Raw genomic sequence first — 18,552 nt, 5'->3', positions numbered from 1 at the left:
GCGACACTCACGTCCGGCTTACTGCTTGATATCCACACCGTAGAAAGTATGGCGGCCGAACGGGCTCAGCTTGAAATCGACGACCTCCTTGCGCACCGGCTTGAGCTGCACCGCATGCGCAATGGTGAACCACGGCGCCTGCTCCTTGAAGATGACCTGCGCCTTCTTGTAGAGCGCGTCGCGGTCGGCCTGCTTGGTGGCGCTCTTGGCCTTCACCACCAGATCTTCGTACGGCTGGTAGCAGAACTTCGAGATGTTGCTGCCGCTGGCCGACTTGGCCGACGAGCAGCCCAGCAGCGTGTAGAGGAAGTTGTCCGGATCGCCGTTGTCGCCGGTCCAGCCCAGCATGCCCATCTGGTGCTCGCCGGCCTGCAGGCGCTTGCGGTACTCGCCCCACTCGAAGCTCTTGATCTCGGCCTTGACGTTGATCTTGGCGAGGTCGGCCTGCATCAGCTCGGCGATGCGCTTGGCGTTCGGGTTGTACGGGCGCTGCACCGGCATGGCCCACAGGTCGGTGGAGAAGCCGTCGGGGAAGCCGGCCTGCGCCAGCAGCTTCTTGGCGGCCTCGGGGTCGTACGGGTCGTCCTTCACCGCGTCGTTGTAGGACCACATGGTCGGCGGAATCGGGTTCTTCGCGGCCACGCCGGTCGACAGGTACACGCCGTCGATGATGGCCTTCTTGTTGATCGCCATGTTGATGGCCTTGCGCACGCGCACGTCGTCGAAGGGCTTCTTCGTCGTGTTGTACGAGAGGTAGCCCACGTTCAGGCCGGGTTGCTCCAGCAGTTGCACGTTCGGGTCCTTGCGGATCGCGTCGAGGTCGGCCGGGTTCGGGTAGGGCATGACGTGGCACTCGCCCTTTTGCAGCTTGGCCCAGCGCACCGAGGCGTCGGGCGTGATCGCGAACACGAGGTCGTCGATCTTGGCCTTGCCGCCCCAGTACTGCGGGAAGGCCTTGAAGCGGATGATCGCGTCCTTCTGGTACTGCACGAGGTAGAAGGGGCCGGTGCCGATCGGGTCCTGGTCCACCTTCTCGGGCGTGCCGGCCTTCAGCATCGCGATGGCGTATTCCTTCGACTGGATGCCCGCGTACTGCATCGCCAGGTTCGCGAGGAACGGAGCCTCGGGCTGGTTCAGCACGATCTTCACGGTGTAGTCGTCGATGCGGTCCACCGTCTTCAGCAGCTTGGGCATGCCCATGTCGTTGAAGTAGGAGTGGTTCTGGCTCGTGACCTTGAAGAAGGGGTCGCTCTCCTTCCACTGCCGCTCCAGCATGAAGATGAAGTCGTCGGCGTTGAAGTCGCGCGTGGGCTTGAAGCTCTTGCTCGTGGTGTGCCACTTCACGCCCTTGCGCAGGTGGAAGGTATAGACCGTGCCGTCGGCCGAGATGTCCCACTTTTCGGCGAGGCCGGGCACGACCTTGGTACCGCCGCGCTCGAACTCGACGATGGTGTTGTAGACCTGCGTGGTCACGTCGAACGAGGTGCCGGTGGTGTTCATGCCCGGATAGAAATTCTCCGGGCTGCCTTCCGAGCAATACACCAGCGTCTTGGCGGACACCGCGCCGCAGGCCAGGGTAAGGGCTGCAAGCGCTGTCGGTGCCAGGAGCGCCAGGCTTTTTGAGCGGCGCGAAACGGTGGGCTGGGTCTTCATGTGGACTCCTTGATTCACGGTTGAAAGAACTGCGGGAACGGGAACTGAGGGAACACTACGGATTCGCCGCCGTCGCGACGTAGGCGGCGGAGGGAACATCGGCTCGCACGGGCGGCGCACCTTCGAGGAACTTCTCCGAAAAGTGGCAGGCCACCAGCCGCTCGTCGAGCATGCGCGGCAGCGGCCGCTCTTCGCGGCAGCGCGGCTGCACGTGCGGGCAGCGCGTGCTGAACACGCAGCCAGATGGCGGATTCAGCGGCGACGGCAGCTCGCCCTTGAGCACGATGCGCTGGCTGCTGAGCCCCGGCGTGGACGCCAGCAGCGCCTGCGTGTACGGATGCAGCGGCCGCGCGAAGATGCGCGCCTTCGGCCCCTGCTCTACCGCATGGCCGAGATACATAACCAGCACGTCGTGCGCGATGTGCCGCACCACGCCCAGGTCGTGCGAGATGAAGAGATACGCCAGACCCAGCTCGGCCTGCAGGTCGGCCAGCAGGTTCAGCACCTGCGCCTGGATCGACACGTCGAGCGCCGACACCGGCTCGTCGGCCACCAGCAGGCGCGGGCTCAGCATCAGCGCGCGGGCGATGGCGATGCGCTGGCGCTGGCCGCCCGAGAACATGTGCGGATAGCGGTTGGCGTACTCGGGCCGCAGGCCCACGCGCGCGAGCATGTCGCGCGCCTTGGCCGCGCGTTCCTGCTTGCCGATGCTGGTGTTGATGGCCAGCGGGTCTTCGAGCACCGTCGCGATCTTCTTGCGCGGGTTGAGCGAGCCGTAGGGGTTCTGGAAAACCAGTTGCACGGCCTGGCGCAGCTCGCGCTTGCGCTCCGCCGGCGGGCTCACCGCGTCCGCGCCGACCAGCGTGAGCTGGCCCGCCGTGGGTTTCTCGATCAGCGCGACCATCCGCGCGAGCGTCGACTTGCCGCAGCCCGATTCGCCCACCACCGCCAGCGTGCGGCCGCGCTCGATGCGAAAGGAGATGTCGCCCACCGCGCGCAGCTGCGAGGGCGCGCGGAACAGCCCGCGGCGGATGTCGTAGGTGCGCTGGAGGTTCTTCGCCTCGACCACCACTTCGGTGGATGCTTCGCTCATGCCGCGACCTCTACCGTCCGGTGCTTCGGCGGATCGCTCGCGATGGCTTGCGCGCGCCCCGGATCGCCGAGCGGGAAGTGGCAGCGCACCTCGGCGCCGTGCGACTCGCGCAGCGCCGGACGCACCTGGCAGGCGCGCTCGGTGACGTAGCTGCAGCGCGGCGCGAACAGGCAGCCCGCGGGCCGGTCGTGCACGCCGGGCACCACGCCGCTGATGGTGGCAAGGCGTCCCTCGGGCGCGGCACGCTCGGGCAGCGCCGCCAGCAGCGCCTCGGTGTAGGGATGCTGCGGCTGGGCGAAGAGCCGGTCGACGCGCTGGTGCTCCATCACCTGGCCCGCATACATCACGGCGATGCGCTGCGCCATTTCGCTGACCACGCCCATGTTGTGCGTGATGAGCACCAGCGCCATGCCGCGCTCCTTCTGCAGGTCGCGCAGCAGGTCGAGGATCTGCGCCTGGATGGTCACGTCGAGCGCCGTGGTCGGCTCGTCGGCGATCAGGAGGCGCGGATTGCAGGCGATGGCCATCGCGATCATCACGCGCTGGTTCATGCCGCCGGAGAGCTGGTGCGGATAGCTGCCCAGGCGCGACGATGCGGCCGGAATGCCCACCTGCTCCAGCAGCTCGGTCGCGCGCTTCTTCGCTTCGCGCTTGTCGAGCTTCAGGTGCAGCCGCAGCGTCTCCATCAGCTGGAAGCCGATGGTGAAGCAGGGGTTGAGGCTGGTTGTCGGCTCCTGGAAGATCATCGCGACCTCCTTGCCGACCAGCGTGCGGCGCGCCTTGTCGGAAATGCCGAGCAGGTCGTTGCCGGCGAAACGCATGTGCTCCGCACGAACCCGGCCCGGGAAGCCGACGAGCCCCATCAGCGCCATCATCGTGACGCTCTTGCCCGAGCCCGATTCGCCGACGATGCCGAGCACCTCGCCCTCCTCAAGGCTGAAGCTCACGCCGTCGACCGCATGCAGCACGCCGCCTTGAGTCGGGAACTCGACGTGCAGATCCTTTATTTCCAACAAGGGCATCTCAGTGACTCCGGCCCGAAAGGCTTGTTCCAGGAACACCGCGGAACCGGCTTTGCCGGGCCGCTGGTGTTGCCCCCTGCAAGGGGGTTGGCGGCCACACGAAGTGGGCAAGCCTGGGGGTGTGCTTCATGCTAGCGCTTGAGCTTGGGGTCGAGGGCATCGCGCAGCCCGTCGCCCAGAAGATTGAATGCGAGCACGGCCGCGAGGATCGCCATGCCGGGAAAGGTGACGACCCACCACGCGCGCAGCACAAACTCGCGCGCGTCGGCCAGCATGGTTCCCCATTCGGGCGATGGCGGCTGCGCGCCGAGGCCGAGGAAGCCGAGCGCCGCCGCGTCGAGGATGGCGGTGGAGATGCCGAGCGAGGCCTGCACGATCAGCGGCGCGGCGCAGTTGGGCAGCACCTCGCGGAACATCAGCCGCAGCGTGCCGGCGCCGCTCACGCGCGCGGCCGTGACGTAGTCGCGCGAGACCTCGGCGATGACGGCGGCGCGCGTGATGCGCACGTAGTGCGGCAACACCACGATGGCCACCGCGAGCATCGCGTTGATGAGCCCCGGCCCGAGGATCGCGACGATCACGATGGCCAGCAGCAGGCTCGGCAGCGTGAGCACGATGTCCATCAGCCGCATGATCGCGATCTCGATCACCCCGCGGAAGAAGCCCGCAACGAGCCCCAGCACCACGCCCACGACCACCGACAGCGCCACCACCGCGACGCCGATCGAAAGCGACAGCCGCGCGCCGTACATGAGCCGCGAAAGAATGTCGCGGCCGATGGCGTCGGTGCCCAGCAGGTAGCTCATGGAACCGCCCTGCTGCCAGGCCGGCGGCTGGAGGAAGACGGCGCTGTTGGTCTCGTTCGGCGCGTGCGGCGCGATCCACGGCGCGAACAGCGCGACCAGCAGCAGCACGACGATGGTGGCGAGCCCGATGACCGCGCCCCGGTTGGCCGAGAAGGCCGTCCAGAATTCGCGCCAGGGGCCGGGGGGTGCGGCGCTCTTCACGCCATGGGTCGAAACGGTTTGTGTCGTGATCGCCATGAGCTCAGCGCCTGATCCGCGGGTTGATGACGCCGTAAGCCACGTCGACGAGAAGATTCACCAGCATCACGATGCCGCCGAGCAGCAGCATGCCGCCCTGCAGCACCGGGTAGTCGCGCCGGCCGATCGCTTCGATGAGCCACTTGCCGACACCCGGCCACGAGAAGATGGTCTCGGTGAGGATGGCGCCCGTGAACAGCGCGCCCACCTGCAGCCCGACGACGGTCACGACCGGAATGAGCGCGTTGCGCAGCGCATGCAGCCCCACCACGCGAAAACGCGAAAGCCCCTTGGCGCGCGCGGTGCGGATGTAGTCCTCGCCCAGCACTTCGAGCATGGCCGAGCGCGTCATGCGCGCGATCACCGCGAGCGGCACGGTGCCCAGCACCACGGCCGGCAGGATCAGGTGGTGCAGCGCCGACCAGAAGGCGTCGGTGTCGCCGGCGCGCAGCGCGTCGATCAGCAGGAAGCCGGTGTCGGGCTCGACGTAGTACTGCACCGCGATGCGGCCCGACACGGGCGTCCATCCGAGCTGCACCGAGAAGAACAGGATCAGCAGCAGCCCCCACCAGAAGATCGGCATCGAGTAGCCGGTGAGCGAGGTGGCCATCACGCCGTGGTCGAAGATGGAATTGCGCCGCACCGCCGCGAGGATGCCGGCCGGCAGGCCCAGCAGCAGCGCGAAGAGGATGGCGCACACCGCGAGCTCGACGGTGGCCGGAAAGAGCGAGAGGAACTCGCTCATCACCGTGTCCTGCGTGATGAGCGACTTGCCCAGATCGCCATGCAGAACGCGGGCGATGTAGATGCCGTACTGCACGATCACCGGCTTGTCGAAGCCGTAGGCGGTGCGCAGCTCGGCATGGCGCGCGGGGTCGATCCCGCGCTCGCCGGCCATGGTCTCGATGGGGTCGCCCGGCACCAGCCGGATGAGGAAGAAGGCGAGCAGTGTCATGCCGAAGAAGGTCGGCACCAACAGACTCAAACGGGTAAAGACAAACCTGAGCATCGACCCGCGAATATGCAAGATCGATGCCTTGGCCCCACCCGGGCCGAACCCTTACTTCAGCGCGTGCTCGCGCGCTTACTTCTTGGCGTCGCGCAGCTCGCGGCGAAGGATCTTGCCGACCGGCGTCTTCGGCATGTCGGTACGAAACTCTACGATGCGCGGCTGCTTGTAACCCGTAAGGTTTGCTCTGCAGTATTCGCGCACCTGAGCCTCCGTGAGCGAAGGGTCTTTCTTCACGATGACGAGCTTCACTGCCTCGCCGGTCTTGTCGTCGGGCACGCCGACCGCTGCGCATTCGAGCACGCCCGGAATGAGTGCGACCACGTCCTCGACCTCGTTCGGGTACACGTTGAAGCCCGACACCAGGATCATGTCCTTCTTGCGGTCGACCACCTTGAAGTAGCCGCGCTCGTCGACCACGCCGATGTCGCCGCTCTTGAAGTAGCCGTCGGCCGTCATGACCTTGGCGGTCTCGTCGGGGCGCTGCCAGTAGCCCGCCATCACCTGCGGGCCCTTGATGGCGATCTCGCCGCGCTCGCCGGCGGGCACCTCGTTGCCTTCGTCGTCGAGCAGCTTGAGCCAGGTGCTCGGCAGCGGCAGGCCGATGGTGCCGGTGTAGGCGGTGCTGTTGGTCGGGTTGCAGGTGGCCGAGGGAGAGGTTTCGGAAAGGCCGTAGCCCTCGCAGATCGGGCAGCCGGTCTTCTCGAGCCAGAGCTTCGCCACCGCGGCCTGCACCGCCATGCCGCCGCCCACCGACACCTTCAGGTTCTTCCAGTTGACGGTGTTGAAGTCGGGATGGTTTGCCAGGCCGTTGAACAGCGTGTTGACGGCCGGGAAGCTGTGGATCGTGTGCTTCGACAGCTCCTTCAGCACGCCGGGAATGTCGCGCGGATTCGGGATCAGGATCAGCTTGCCGCCCGTGCGCATGCTCAGCATCATGCCGACCGTGAACGCGAAGATGTGATACAGCGGCAGCGCGCACACGCCCGTGGGCTGCTCGTTGGCCGGCACCTTGTTCATGACCGGCTCGTTCCACGCTTCGGACTGCAGCACGTTGGCGATCACGTTGCGGTGCAGCAGCACCGCGCCCTTCGACACGCCGGTGGTGCCGCCGGTGTACTGCAGCACCGCCACGTCGTCGGGGCCGATGGCCACTGGCTTGAGCGAGGCGCCCGCGCCCTTGTCGAGCGCGTCGTTGAAGCGCACCGCGCCCGGCAGGCTGAAGGCGGGCACCATCTTCTTGACGTTGCGCACCACGTAGTTGACGAGCGCGCCCTTCAGGAAACCGAGGCGGTCGCCCATGGAAGCCAGCACGATGTGCTTGACCGGCGTGCTCGCGATGCATTGCTGCAGCGTGGTGCCGAAGTTCTCCATGATGACGATCGCCTTCGCGCCCGAGTCCTTGAGCTGGTGCTCGAGCTCGCGCGGCGTGTACAGCGGGTTCACGTTGACCAGGATCAGCCCGGCGCGCAGGATGCCCGCCACCGCGATCGGGTACTGCGGGCAGTTGGGCATCATGACCGCGACGCGGTCGCCCTTGGCCAGGCCCAGCCCCTGCAGGTAGCCCGCGAAGGACTTGCTCTGCCTGTCTGTCTCGGCATAGCTGATGTCCTTGCCCATGAAGCTGTAGGCCGTGCGGTCCGCGTACTTCGTGAAGCTCTCTTCCATGAGCGCGACCAGCGAGGGGTACTGCGAGGCATCGATATCGGCAGGCACGCCCTGCGGATAGCTGCTGAGCCAGGGACGATCGGTCATTGGATTTGTCTCCTCCGGGAGTCGGACTGTTGAAAACGAAAACGGCGCACGAAGTGGCGCCGCGAAGAGCTCGTCCGCTGCGCGGACGGGGACCTTCGGCCTATTCGATGGCCTTGCCCATATCTTCCACTACTTTTTTGGCATCGCCAAAGACCATCATGGTCTTGTCCATGTAGAAGAGCTCGTTGTCCAGGCCGGCGTAGCCCGCGGCCATGGATCGCTTGTTGACGATGACGGTCTTGGCCTTGTAGGCCTCCAGGATCGGCATGCCGTAGATCGGGCTGCCCTTGGTGTGCGCGGCCGGGTTCACCACGTCGTTGGCGCCCAGGATGATCGCCACGTCGGCCTGGCCGAACTCGCCGTTGATGTCCTCCATCTCGAACACCTGGTCGTAGGGCACCTCGGCCTCGGCCAGCAGCACGTTCATGTGGCCGGGCATGCGGCCCGCCACCGGGTGGATCGCGTACTTCACGGTGATGCCCTTCTCGACGAGCTTCTGTGCGAGTTCCTTCACCGCGTGCTGGGCACGGGCGACCGCAAGGCCGTAGCCCGGCACGATCACCACCGTCTCGGCGTTGCCGAGCACGAAGGCCGCGTCGTCGGCGCTGCCGCTCTTCACCGGGCGCTGCTCCTTCGCGCCGCCCGTGGCCGCGGCCGCGTCGCCGCCGAAGCCGCCCAGGATCACGTTGAAGAACGAGCGGTTCATGGCCTTGCACATGATGTAGCTCAGGATCGCGCCCGAGGAGCCCACCAGCGAACCGGCCACGATCAGCATCGCGTTGTTCAGGCTGAAGCCGATGCCCGCGGCCGCCCAGCCCGAGTAGCTGTTGAGCATCGACACCACCACCGGCATGTCGGCGCCGCCGATCGGGATGATGATGAGCACGCCCATCACGAAGGCCAGCGCCAGCATCGCGAAGAAGGCCGGCCAGCTTTCGGTGAACACGAACACCAGCCCCAGGCCGATGGTCGCCAGGCCCAGCACGAGATTGAGCATGTGCTGGCCCGCGAACTGCACCGGCGCGCCCTGGAACAGGCGGAACTTGTACTTGCCCGAGAGCTTGCCGAAGGCGATGACCGAGCCGCTGAAGGTGATGGCGCCGATGGCCGCGCCCAGGAACAGCTCGAGCCGGTTGCCGCTCGGGATCGGGTCGCCCTTGAGCGCAATGCCGAAGGCATGCGGCTCGGCCACGGCGGCCACCGCGATGAACACCGCCGCCAGGCCGATCATGCTGTGCATGAAGGCGACCAGTTCGGGCATCTTGGTCATCTCGACCTTGTTGGCCATGTAGGCGCCCAGGCCGCCACCGGCGACCAGTGCGACAAGCACGTAGGCCAGGCCGTTGAGGTTGCCGCTGGCGAGCTTGTAGATCAGCGCGCCCGTGGTCAGCACGGCGATCGCCATGCCGGTCATGCCGAAGATGTTGCCGCGGATCGAGGTGGTGGGATGGCTCAGGCCCTTCAGGGCCTGGATGAAGCAGATGCTGGCGACGAGGTACAGCAGCGTGACGAGGTTCATGCTCACTTGGCGACTCCCTCGGCGTTGGCTGCGGGTGCGGCCTTCCTTTCTTTCTTCTTGAACATCTCCAGCATCCGCCGCGTGACGAGGAAGCCGCCGAAGACGTTCACCGCGGCCAGCGCCACGGCCAGCACGCCCATGGTCTTGCCCAGCGGCGTGTCGGTGAGCGCGGCCGCCAGCATGGCGCCCACGATCACGATGGCCGAGATGGCGTTGGTCACGGCCATCAGCGGCGTGTGCAGCGCGGGTGTGACGGTCCACACGACGTGGTAGCCCACGTAGATGGCCAGCACGAAGATGATCAGGTTGATGACTGTGTGAGAGACGATGTCCATGTTCTTCTCCTCGACGGCGTTGCTTGTTTCGTTACTTCTTCGTGACCTGGCCGTCGTGCGTGACGCGGCAGGCGGCGACGATGTCGTCCTCGAGGTCGATCTTCAGCGCGCCCTCCTTGGTGACGATGAGCTTGAGGAAGTCGAGCACGTTGCGTGCATAGAGCGCCGAGGCGTCGGCCGCCACGAGCGCGGCGAGGTTGGTCTCGCCCACGATGGTCACGCCATGCTTCACGACGGTCTTGTCGGCTTCCGACAGCGGGCAGTTGCCGCCCACGCCGTCGGGGCCCTTGCCGGCCGCGATGTCGACGATCACCGAGCCCGGCTTCATCGACTTGACCATGTCCTCGGTGATGAGCGTCGGCGCGGCGCGCCCCGGAATGAGCGCGGTGCTGATGACCACGTCGGCCAGCGCCACGCGCTTGGCGACCTCGGCCTGCTGGCGGGTGAGCCAGCTCGCGGGCATGGGCCGCGCGTAGCCGCCGACGCCTTCGGCCGCGTCTTTCTCTTCCTGCGTCTCGTAGGGCACGTCGATGAACTTGCCGCCCAGCGACTCGATCTGCTCCTTGACGCTCGGGCGCACGTCGGACGCCTCGATGACGGCGCCCAGACGCTTGGCCGTGGCGATGGCCTGCAGGCCCGCCACGCCCACGCCCAGGATGACCACGCGCGCGGCCTTCACCGTGCCGGCCGCCGTCATGAGCATGGGGAAGAAGCGCTGGTACTTGTCGGCCGCGATCATCACGGCCTTGTAGCCTGCGATGTTGGCTTGGGAGCTGAGCACGTCCATGCTCTGGGCGCGCGTGGTGCGCGGCGCGGCTTCGAGCGCGAAGCCGGTGACGCCGGCTGCGGCCAGGCGCTGCAGGCCGGCCGCGTCGAAGGGATTGAGCATGCCGATGACCACGGCCCCGGACTTCAGCAGCGCGGTTTCCGATTCGGTCGGGGTGCGCACCTTGAGCACCATGTCGGCGGAGAAGGCACCCGATTGGTCGGTGATCTCCGCACCTGCGGCCTGATAGGCGCCGTCGGTGACGCTGGCCGCGACGCCTGCCCCCGACTGCACCCGTACGGTGTGCCCTGAGGCGACAAGTTTCTTCACCGTCTCAGGTGTAACAGCCACGCGGGTTTCGCCTGCCAGTGTCTCGGCGGGCACGCCTATCAGCATAGAGATCTCCTCAGAGCAAGGGGCACAGGGGGAATGCCGGCAGCTTACAGCAAGATTACAGCCGATCGCTGTCCCCGGAGTGCTCTGTCGTTTTCATCCCAAAGCTTCGAGGAGCTTATGGATACTATAACTTCCGCTATTCAATTGATAGCGAACCCGGGTATTCGATAGCGGTCCACGGGAAGAGTCGGCGGGCATTACGAGGCAGGCAGGCCCGATTCCGGCCGGATAGCGCCGGCGAAGTACTTCCAATGACTGACGGAAGCCCGTGAATCGAAATCTCCATTTGTATCCAACTGCTGTTAACTTCGTTAACAAGCAAGTTGAAATACTCGATTTGCGTGCATTATTTGGAAATCCAAAAACTTTACCTTAGTCGCAGATAGATACACTTCTACTAACAATCGCCAGTTCACGGAAGCTGACGAAGGGAGGAAGAAGGGGTAGGAATGCGAATCGCGGTACTCGATGAAGGTGTTGATCACTTCAAGCGGATCAGTCGGACCATGGCGGCACTCGATCACGAGTGCCATCCCTACACGGAAGGAAAGGCACTGCTGCAGGCAATGCGCCGCCAGACCTTCGATCTGCTGATACTCGGCTGGAAACTTCCCGACATGAAGGGCCCCGAGGTGGTAGCGACCATCCGCCGGGATCTCAACAGCCGGCTTCCCATTCTTTTCGTGTCCGACAAGCCCGGCGAGGCCGACATGGTCGAAGGCCTCAACGCCGGCGCGGACGACTTCATGGCCAAGCCGGCCCGCGCCGGAGAGCTCGAAGCCCGCGTGAACGCGCTGCTGCGCCGCTCCTATCCGGCGCAGCACGAGGCCGAACTGGTCTTCGGCCCGTATCACTTCTATCCGCCCTCGCGCGTGCTGAAGGTCCGCGGCGTGCAGGTCGAGCTGAAGAACCGCGAGTACGAGCTCGCCCTCTTCCTGTTCCAGAACCTCGGCCGACTGCTCTCGCGGGAGCATCTGCACGAAGCCGTCTGGGGCCTGGGCATCGAGGCGCTCTCGCGCTCGCTCGACACCCACATCTCGCGCCTGCGGACCAAGCTCGACCTGCGCCCCGCAAACGGCTTCCTGCTGCTGGCCATCTACGGCCTGGGCTACCGGCTCGAGACCATCGAGGCCGACGCGTTGCCCGGAGTCAACGCACGCTGACCCCGGAATTTCCGGCGAGCTAAAGTAGCCTGCGGCGATTCGCCCGACGCCACGAGGAAAGAGACGAATGAATCCGATGATCCGGCTGCTGCTCGCCGCCACATTGCTCTGGAGCTGGCTCGGTCCGGCCGCCGCGCAGGAAATATTGGAGGCGAGCGACATGGTGCGCGGCGGCATGCAGGCGATCGACATGATCGACCAGGGCAAGACCGGCGAGCTGTGGGACGGCGCCGCGCCGGCCACGCGCAAGCGGGTGACGCGCGCCGAGTTCGTCAGCCAGGTCGCCCGCAGCCGGGCACAGATCGGCATGCCGCAGATGCGCACCTGGGTGTCAGTCAACCGCCAGGTCGTTACCGCCCCGGACAGCGACACGGCCGGCCAGTACGTCAGCATCGAATACGAGACCCGGTTCGCGAGCAAGCCAGACGGCACGGTGCGCGAACTCGTGAGCTTCCATCTCGACCAGGACCGCGTCTGGCGTTTCAGCGGCTACGCACTGAAATAGGGGAACAGAAAACATGGCAGGTCCGCGCTGGAAACCCAACGTCACCGTGGCCGCGGTGATCGAGCGCGACGGGCGCTTCCTGCTGGTCGAGGAGCAGACCAGCGACGGCCTGCGGCTCAACACGCCGGCCGGGCACCTGGACCCCGGCGAATCACCCGCCGAGGGTTGCGCGCGCGAAACGCTGGAGGAAACGGCCCATCATTTCACGCCAACGGCGCTCATCGGCATCTATATGGCGCGTTCCCGGCCGCTGGCGGAGCGCGGCGAAGACACCATCTACATGCGTTTCGCGTTCACGGGCACGCTGGGCGCCTTCGAGTCAGACCGTGCGCTCGACGAAGGCATCGTGCGCACCTTGTGGATGACGGCCGATGAAATCCGGGCCAGCGTCGCCCGGCATCGCAGCCCGCTGCTGCTGCAGTGCATCGAGGACCACCTGGCCGGCAAGCGCCACCCGCTGGACGTCGTCCACGTCGACGAATCGGTGCGGTCCGCGCCCTGATCGAGGAGGCTCAGACGATGACGCCGCCGCCAAGGCAGCGTTCGCCGTCGTAGAGCACGGCCGACTGGCCCGGCGTCACCGCCCACTGCGCTTGGCCGAAACGCAGGCCGAAAGTGCCGGCCTCTCCCGCTTCCGCTTCCATCTCGCAAGCCGCATCCGCCTGCCGGTAGCGCGCCTTCGAGCCGTAGCCGCCCGGCACCGGCGGCTCGCCGGAAATCCAGCTCGCGTCGTCCGCCTTCAGCTGCGACGACAGCAGCCACGGGTGGTCGTGCCCCTGCACCACCCACAGCGTGTTCTTCTCGACGTCCTTGCGCGCCACGAACCAGGGCGAATGGTCGCCCGAGCCGCGCTGCGCGCCCTTTTCCTTCACCCCGCCGATACCCAGCCCCTGCCGCTGGCCCAGCGTGTAGAAGCTCAGCCCCTGGTGTTCGCCCAGCTTGCGGCCGCGGTCGTCCTTGATCGGGCCCGGCTCCTTGGAGATGTAGCGGTTCAGGAACTCGCGGAACGGCCGCTCGCCGATGAAGCAGATGCCGGTCGAGTCCTTCTTCTTCGCGTTGGGCAGCCCGATTTCCTCGGCGATGCGGCGCACCTCGGTCTTGTGCAGTTCGCCGACCGGGAACAGCGTCTTCGACAGCTGCGCCTGGTTCAGGCGGTGCAGGAAGTAGCTCTGGTCCTTCGACGGGTCGAGCCCCTTGAGCAGCTCGTGCCCGCCGGTGGCCTCGTTCAGCCGCACGCGGGCGTAGTGGCCGGTGGCGATCTTCTCGGCGCCCAGGCGCATGGCGTGGTCGAGGAAGGCCTTGAACTTGATCTCGGCGTTGCACAGCACGTCGGGGTTGGGCGTGCGGCCGGCCTTGTACTCGCGCAGGAACTCGGCGAACACGCGGTCCTTGTAGTCGGCCGCGAAGTTGACGTGCTCGATCTCGATGCCCAGCACGTCGGCCACGCTGGCGGCGTCCACGAAGTCGATGTTCGACGAGCAGTACTCGCTGTCGTCGTCGTCTTCCCAGTTCTTCATGAAGATGCCGACCACCTCGTGCCCCTGCTGCTTGAGCAGGTGCGCCGTCACCGCGGAGTCCACTCCGCCGCTGAGTCCCACAACGATCCGATGCTTTGCCATAAGCCCCCTATTGTCCCAGCCCCGCGCAAGGGGGCCGTGGCGTGTGGGAAATCGGGAAAACCCGTGTCGCCGGTTTGTCAGCAGCCCGGTTCGCGGCGGGAAGGCCGGCGCTAAAGTGCCTTCGGACGAAGGCGGCACAGATCCGCCAGGCGATTTGCAGCAACGACAACCAGCGGAGACAAGACGCATGGCCACCCCTTCCCCAGCTTCCTTCGGCGAAAGCACGCCCTGGATCAGCGCTTATCCGCCCGGCATGCGCTGGGACGCGGAGCTTCCCGTGAAGCCGGTGCAGCAGATGCTCGACGAGGCCGTCGAGCGCTGGCCCGACCGTTCGGCGGTCGAATTCATGGGCCAGGCCATCACCTATCGCGAGCTCGGTGCCGCGGTCGAGCGCGCCGCCAAGGGCCTGCAGGACCTAGGCGTGAAGCCCGGCGTGCACGTCGGCCTCTACCTGCCGAACACGCCGCACTATCCGATCGCCTTCTTCGCGGTGCTGAAGGCCGGCGGCACGGTCGTCAACTACTCGCCGCTCGACGCCGAGCGCGTGCTGGCCCACAAGATCGAGGACAGCCGCACCGACATCCTCGTCACGCTCGACCTCGTCAACCTCTACCCGCAGATGGCACGCCTGCTCGACAGCTCGCGCCTGAAGACGCTGGTGGTCGGCAGCCTCGGCGACTACGGCGCGATGGGCGACAAGGTGCAGGCCCAGCTGCAGGGCGCAGGCCAGATCGCCCCGGTGCCCGTGAACGACCGGCACGTGCGCTTCGCCGACCTGCTGAAAAGCGAAGGCGCGCACAGGACCTATCCGCTGGGCGACCTCGCCGAAGAGATCGTGGTGCTGCAGTACACCGGCGGCACCACCGGCCTGCCCAAGGGCGCGATGCTCACGCACGCCAATCTCACGTCGGCCTCCGCGCAATACTACGAATCGACCCGGGGCGAGCCGCCTATCCTGGCCGAAGGCAAGGAGCGCTTCCTGGTGGTGCTGCCGCTCTTTCACATCTTCGCGCTGAGCGCGGCGATGCTGCTCGGCGTGCGCCTGGGCGCGGCGCTGGTGCTGCACACGCGCTTCGACGTCGACGCGGTGATGAACGAGCTCGCCGCCAGCCGCATCAGCGTGTTCCCCGGCGTGCCGACGATGTACACCGCGATCCTCTCGCACCCCAAGGCCAGGGAGATGGACCTGCGCTCGCTCAAGTTCTGCGGCTCGGGCGGTGCGCCGCTGCCGGTGGAGGTGGAGCAGCGCTTCTTCGAGCTCACCGGCTGCCACCTCAACGAAGGCTGGGGCATGACCGAGACCTCGCCCGTGGGCACCTTCACGCCCGCGCGCGGCCTGCGCAAGGCCGGTTCGTGCGGCATGCCGCTGCCGCAGGTGCGCATCAAGCTGGTGAGCCTGGACGATCCCTCCAAAGACGTGACCGCCTTCGGCGAAGCGGGCGAGCTCTGCATCAAGGGCCCCAACGTGATGAAGGGCTACTGGAACAACCCCAAGGCCACGGCCGATTCGATGACGTCCGACGGCTACTTCCGCAGCGGCGACGTCGCGAAGATGGATGCCGACGGCTACCTCTACATCGTCGACCGCACCAAGGACATGCTGCTGTGCGGCGGCTACAACGTCTATCCCCGCGTGCTGGAGGAGGCGGTGTACGAGCACCCTTCGGTGGCCGAGGTCTGCGTGATCGGCATTCCGGACGAGTACCGCGGCCACTCGCCTAAGGCCTTCGTGAAGCTGAAGGACGGCGCGCCCGAGCTGACGCTCGACGAACTCAAGGCCTTCCTGAAGAACCGCCTGGGCAAGCACGAGATGATCGGCGCGCTGGAGATCCGCGCGGAGCTGCCCAAGACCGCCGTGGGCAAGCTCTCGAAGAAGGACCTCGTCGACGAGGAAGCTCGCAAGCGGGCCTGAGGGCTGTTACCGCTTTTTCTGGCCGAAGGCTTCGGAAAGCAGCTCGTAAGAGCGCAGCCGGGCCACGTGATCGAACACCTGCGAGGTGATCATGAGCTCGTCCGCGCCGGTGCGCGCGACGAAGGCTTCCACGCCCTTCTTCACCGTCTCGACCGAGCCGACCGCCGAGCACGACAGCACCGAATCGAGCAGCGCGTTCTCCGCCGGACCGACCTTCTGCCGGTAGCCCTCCACCGGCGGCGGCAGGCGCCCCGGCCGGCCGCTGCGCAGGTTCACGAAGGCCTGCTGCCACGAGGTGGCGCGGAACCCGGCCTCCTCGTCGGTGTCGGCCGCGAACACGTTGAAGCCCAGCATCACGTACGGCTTCTGCAGCTGCGCCGACGGCTTGAAGGTCTCGCGGTAGATCTGGATGGCCTGCATGATCTGCTGCGGCGCGAAGTGCGATGCGAAGGCATAGGGCAGCCCCAGGTGCGCCGCGAGCTGCGCGCCGAAGGTGCTCGACCCGAGGATCCACACCGGCACCTCCAGCCCCGCGCCGGGCACGGCGCGCACCGGCTGCTGCGGGTTCTTCGACATGAAGTCCATCAGCTCGATCACGTCCTGCGGGAACTGGTCGGCGTCCGACTCCAGGTTGCGCCGCAGGGCCCGCGCGGTGCGCTGGTCGGAGCCCGGCGCGCGCCCCAGGCCGAGGTCGACGCGCCCCGGGTACAGCGACTCCAGCGTGCCGAACTGCTCGGCGATCACCAGCGGCGAGTGGTTCGGCAGCATCACGCCGCCGGCGCCGATGCGGATGGTGGATGTGCCCGCTCCCACGTAGGCCAGCAGCACGGCGGTGGCCGCGCTCGCGATGCCCGGCATGCCGTGGTGCTCGGCCAGCCAGTAGCGCGTGTAGCCCAGCTTCTCGCCATGCTGCGCCAGCGAGAGCGAGTTGCGGAACGACTGCGCGGCGTCGCTGCCCTCGGTGATCGGGGAAAGGTCGAGGATGGAGAACGGAATCATGGGCGCGATCATGGCGCGAAGCGCCCATTTCCGTCGCCGCAGGGGCTATTCGGTTTGGTATAGCGTGGTCACGCTCGCGAAGTCGCGGCCGTTCTGCTCCACGCTCGCCTGGAAGGGCACGCTCTCGCCCGGCGCGATGGCCGGCAGGTTGTCCACCAGCTTGAAGCCCGTGAGCTGCCCGTTGCGGTCGCGCAGGCTCACCCACAGCCGCACCTTGCCGACGATGCCCGTGCCCGGGTTCTTCACGCTGCCGCTGACCACCACGTACTTGTACGAAAAGCGCTGGCTGAAGTTGAGCAGCACGCTGCCGATCTCGGCCTTGGTGCCCGCCACCTTCACCTCCAGCGGCTTGCGCGGGCCGGGCAGCGCCGCGCGGCGCATCGGCTTCCACTCGATGCGCGTGTCGGTGATGCGCTCCATGTCCTGCGGCTCCAGGTAGATGGGAAAGCGCTCGCCGGGATACAGGTACGCCAGCCCCGAGATCGTGGTCGTGCCGTGCGCCTTGCTGCCGCTGAAGCGCGAGATCACGCCGCCCGGCGCGAGCACGACGGCATCGGTGCTGCGGTTGACCAGTTCGCCCAGGAAGAGCCGCTGCTGGATGTTGTTGCGCCCGTCCACCAGCGGCAGCAGCTCGAGCTGCTTCTCGTCGAAGCGCTCGCTGTCGTCGGCCAGCAGGTCGTCGGTGCCCAGGCGCAGCTCGGGGTTGAAGCTCTCCGGTCCGCCCGCGGTGCGGATCACGCGCTCCGCGTTCAGCACCGGCGTGCGTCCGCCCGAGGCCTCGACGGTGCTGTAGCCGATGCGGTAGTCCCACGCCGCGATGGCCGCCGCGCGGCCGAAGCGCGAGATGCTCACGTCCACCGAGGTCCGCCCGCCGGGCTGGATCTCGTTGGCCTGCCCGTAGCCGTGGCCGAAGCCGATCACCTGCCCCGCGTCGTCGTACAGCGTGACCAGCACCTCGAAGCCGCCGAGCACGGTGGCGTCCTTGCGGTCGTTGACGATGCGGCCCACCAGCCGCACCCGGTCGCCCTGCTGCACCAGCCGCACGCGCGAGAACGCCATGCGCGGCCCCTTCACCGCGCTGTAGGGCTCGGCCAGCTTCTGCACGCGCAGCTCCTGCCGCGTGACGTTCTTGCCGCTGGGCATGTCGACCAGCACCGGAGCGCTTTCGCCGGGCTCGAGCACGGCGACCGGAAGCGTCTCGCTGCGTTCGTCGAGCTTGCTCTCGCCGTCGTAGTACACGGCGCGGATGCCCGCGCGCGACAGCGGCTTGCCCGTCTCGTTGCGCGCCACCACCAGCAGCTTGGGGGTGGCCGAGCTGCCGCTGCCCACGAGTACTTGCCGCGGCTCGTCGAGCTTCAGCCCCTCGACGGGAATGGTGCGGTCGACGGCGGCCGCCACACGCTGCGGTGCGGATGTGCCGCGCGTGTCGGCATTGCGGCTGCCGAGGAACACGCCCACAACGCCGAAGAGCACCACCGCGCCCACCGCGACGGCCACCCCGATGCCGACCTTGCGCATCATCAGCGCCTGCCTGCGCGCCTCTTCGGCCGCGAGGCGGCGTCCGGCCTCGTTCTTCACCTGGTTGAGCACGCGCTCCAGCCGGTCGGAGACGTTGTCTTCCACCAGCGTGACGGAGCCGCAGTGCTCGCAGGTGTATTCGTTGAGGCCGGTGCGCTTGAGCACGCTGCTGCCGCATTCGCCGCACTTGAGCGTCTGGAGATCGATGGTCATGTCTGAAATGCTGCTCCCTTTTTTTTCTATTG

The 18,552-nt window shown here is 66.9% G+C and carries 16 protein-coding genes; 4 read left to right on the top strand and 12 right to left on the bottom strand.

Features of this window, described 5'->3' with window-relative positions; all coding sequences use genetic code 11:
• Positions 1-18: 18 nt before the first annotated feature.
• From ACHMXA_RS06225 to ACHMXA_RS06185, 9 genes are all read right to left on the bottom strand, one after another.
• A complete protein-coding gene (locus ACHMXA_RS06225) occupies positions 19-1,653 on the bottom strand; it encodes an ABC transporter substrate-binding protein (RefSeq protein WP_395319370.1) in 1,635 nt (544 codons plus the stop codon).
• A 55-nt stretch (positions 1,654-1,708) separates the two neighbouring features.
• Complete coding sequence (locus ACHMXA_RS06220; protein ID WP_395319368.1) at positions 1,709-2,746, bottom strand: dipeptide ABC transporter ATP-binding protein; 1,038 nt, start codon at positions 2,744-2,746, stop codon at positions 1,709-1,711.
• The gene (locus ACHMXA_RS06215) at positions 2,743-3,768 is read right to left on the bottom strand and encodes an ABC transporter ATP-binding protein (RefSeq protein ID WP_395319366.1); all 1,026 of its coding nucleotides are present in this window, start codon (positions 3,766-3,768) and stop codon (positions 2,743-2,745) included. The genes ACHMXA_RS06220 and ACHMXA_RS06215 overlap by 4 nt, the downstream gene beginning before the upstream one ends.
• A gap of 131 nt (positions 3,769-3,899) precedes the next feature.
• Positions 3,900-4,811, bottom strand: a complete 912-nt coding sequence (locus tag ACHMXA_RS06210) for an ABC transporter permease subunit (protein WP_395319364.1) — start codon at positions 4,809-4,811, stop codon at positions 3,900-3,902.
• Between the two features lie 4 nt (positions 4,812-4,815).
• Positions 4,816-5,820 carry an ABC transporter permease subunit gene (locus tag ACHMXA_RS06205; protein WP_176665930.1) on the bottom strand — a complete coding sequence of 335 codons (1,005 nt, stop codon included), beginning with the start codon at positions 5,818-5,820 and terminating at the stop codon, positions 4,816-4,818.
• A gap of 75 nt (positions 5,821-5,895) precedes the next feature.
• On the bottom strand, positions 5,896-7,575 hold the full coding sequence (locus ACHMXA_RS06200; RefSeq protein ID WP_176665929.1) for a long-chain-fatty-acid--CoA ligase: 1,680 nt from the start codon (positions 7,573-7,575) through the stop codon (positions 5,896-5,898).
• 100 nt (positions 7,576-7,675) lie between these two features.
• Positions 7,676-9,100, bottom strand: coding sequence for an NAD(P)(+) transhydrogenase (Re/Si-specific) subunit beta (locus ACHMXA_RS06195; protein ID WP_093203735.1), 1,425 nt, complete (start codon positions 9,098-9,100; stop codon positions 7,676-7,678).
• Positions 9,097-9,429: an NAD(P) transhydrogenase subunit alpha gene (locus ACHMXA_RS06190; RefSeq protein WP_395319362.1), complete on the bottom strand. Its 333-nt coding sequence runs from the start codon at positions 9,427-9,429 to the stop codon at positions 9,097-9,099. Before ACHMXA_RS06190 ends, ACHMXA_RS06195 begins: the two co-directional genes overlap by 4 nt.
• Before the next feature lie 31 nt (positions 9,430-9,460).
• Complete coding sequence (locus ACHMXA_RS06185; RefSeq protein WP_395319360.1) at positions 9,461-10,591, bottom strand: Re/Si-specific NAD(P)(+) transhydrogenase subunit alpha; 1,131 nt, start codon at positions 10,589-10,591, stop codon at positions 9,461-9,463.
• Between the two features lie 449 nt (positions 10,592-11,040).
• Between ACHMXA_RS06185 and ACHMXA_RS06180 the strand changes: the two genes are divergently transcribed.
• From ACHMXA_RS06180 to ACHMXA_RS06170, 3 genes are all read left to right on the top strand, one after another.
• A complete protein-coding gene (locus ACHMXA_RS06180; RefSeq protein ID WP_176665925.1) occupies positions 11,041-11,754 on the top strand; it encodes a response regulator transcription factor in 714 nt (237 codons plus the stop codon).
• Positions 11,755-11,821: 67 nt separating this feature from the next.
• On the top strand, positions 11,822-12,259 hold the full coding sequence (locus tag ACHMXA_RS06175) for a DUF4019 domain-containing protein (protein ID WP_395319357.1): 438 nt from the start codon (positions 11,822-11,824) through the stop codon (positions 12,257-12,259).
• Between the two features lie 13 nt (positions 12,260-12,272).
• On the top strand, positions 12,273-12,761 hold the full coding sequence (locus ACHMXA_RS06170; RefSeq protein ID WP_395319355.1) for an NUDIX hydrolase: 489 nt from the start codon (positions 12,273-12,275) through the stop codon (positions 12,759-12,761).
• Positions 12,762-12,771: 10 nt separating this feature from the next.
• On the opposite strand, the gene mnmA is transcribed toward ACHMXA_RS06170, so the two are convergent.
• Positions 12,772-13,878, bottom strand: coding sequence for a tRNA 2-thiouridine(34) synthase MnmA (gene mnmA, locus ACHMXA_RS06165; RefSeq protein WP_395319353.1), 1,107 nt, complete (start codon positions 13,876-13,878; stop codon positions 12,772-12,774).
• A 187-nt stretch (positions 13,879-14,065) separates the two neighbouring features.
• On the opposite strand from mnmA, the gene ACHMXA_RS06160 reads away from it, so the two are divergent.
• Positions 14,066-15,790 carry a long-chain fatty acid--CoA ligase gene (locus ACHMXA_RS06160; RefSeq protein WP_395319351.1) on the top strand — a complete coding sequence of 575 codons (1,725 nt, stop codon included), beginning with the start codon at positions 14,066-14,068 and terminating at the stop codon, positions 15,788-15,790.
• A gap of 6 nt (positions 15,791-15,796) precedes the next feature.
• On the opposite strand, the gene ACHMXA_RS06155 is transcribed toward ACHMXA_RS06160, so the two are convergent.
• Together ACHMXA_RS06155 and ACHMXA_RS06150 are read right to left on the bottom strand one after the other, a co-directional pair.
• On the bottom strand, positions 15,797-16,789 hold the full coding sequence (locus ACHMXA_RS06155; RefSeq protein ID WP_395321234.1) for an LLM class flavin-dependent oxidoreductase: 993 nt from the start codon (positions 16,787-16,789) through the stop codon (positions 15,797-15,799).
• Positions 16,790-16,834: 45 nt separating this feature from the next.
• On the bottom strand, positions 16,835-18,520 hold the full coding sequence (locus tag ACHMXA_RS06150; RefSeq protein ID WP_395319349.1) for an FxLYD domain-containing protein: 1,686 nt from the start codon (positions 18,518-18,520) through the stop codon (positions 16,835-16,837).
• Positions 18,521-18,552 lie beyond the last annotated feature (32 nt).

This window comes from Variovorax sp. UC74_104 (assembly GCF_044055375.1).
Classification (GTDB): domain Bacteria; phylum Pseudomonadota; class Gammaproteobacteria; order Burkholderiales; family Burkholderiaceae_C; genus Variovorax.
Note: the sequence above shows the minus strand (reverse complement) of the source record. Positions and strands in the feature narration are given on the sequence as shown.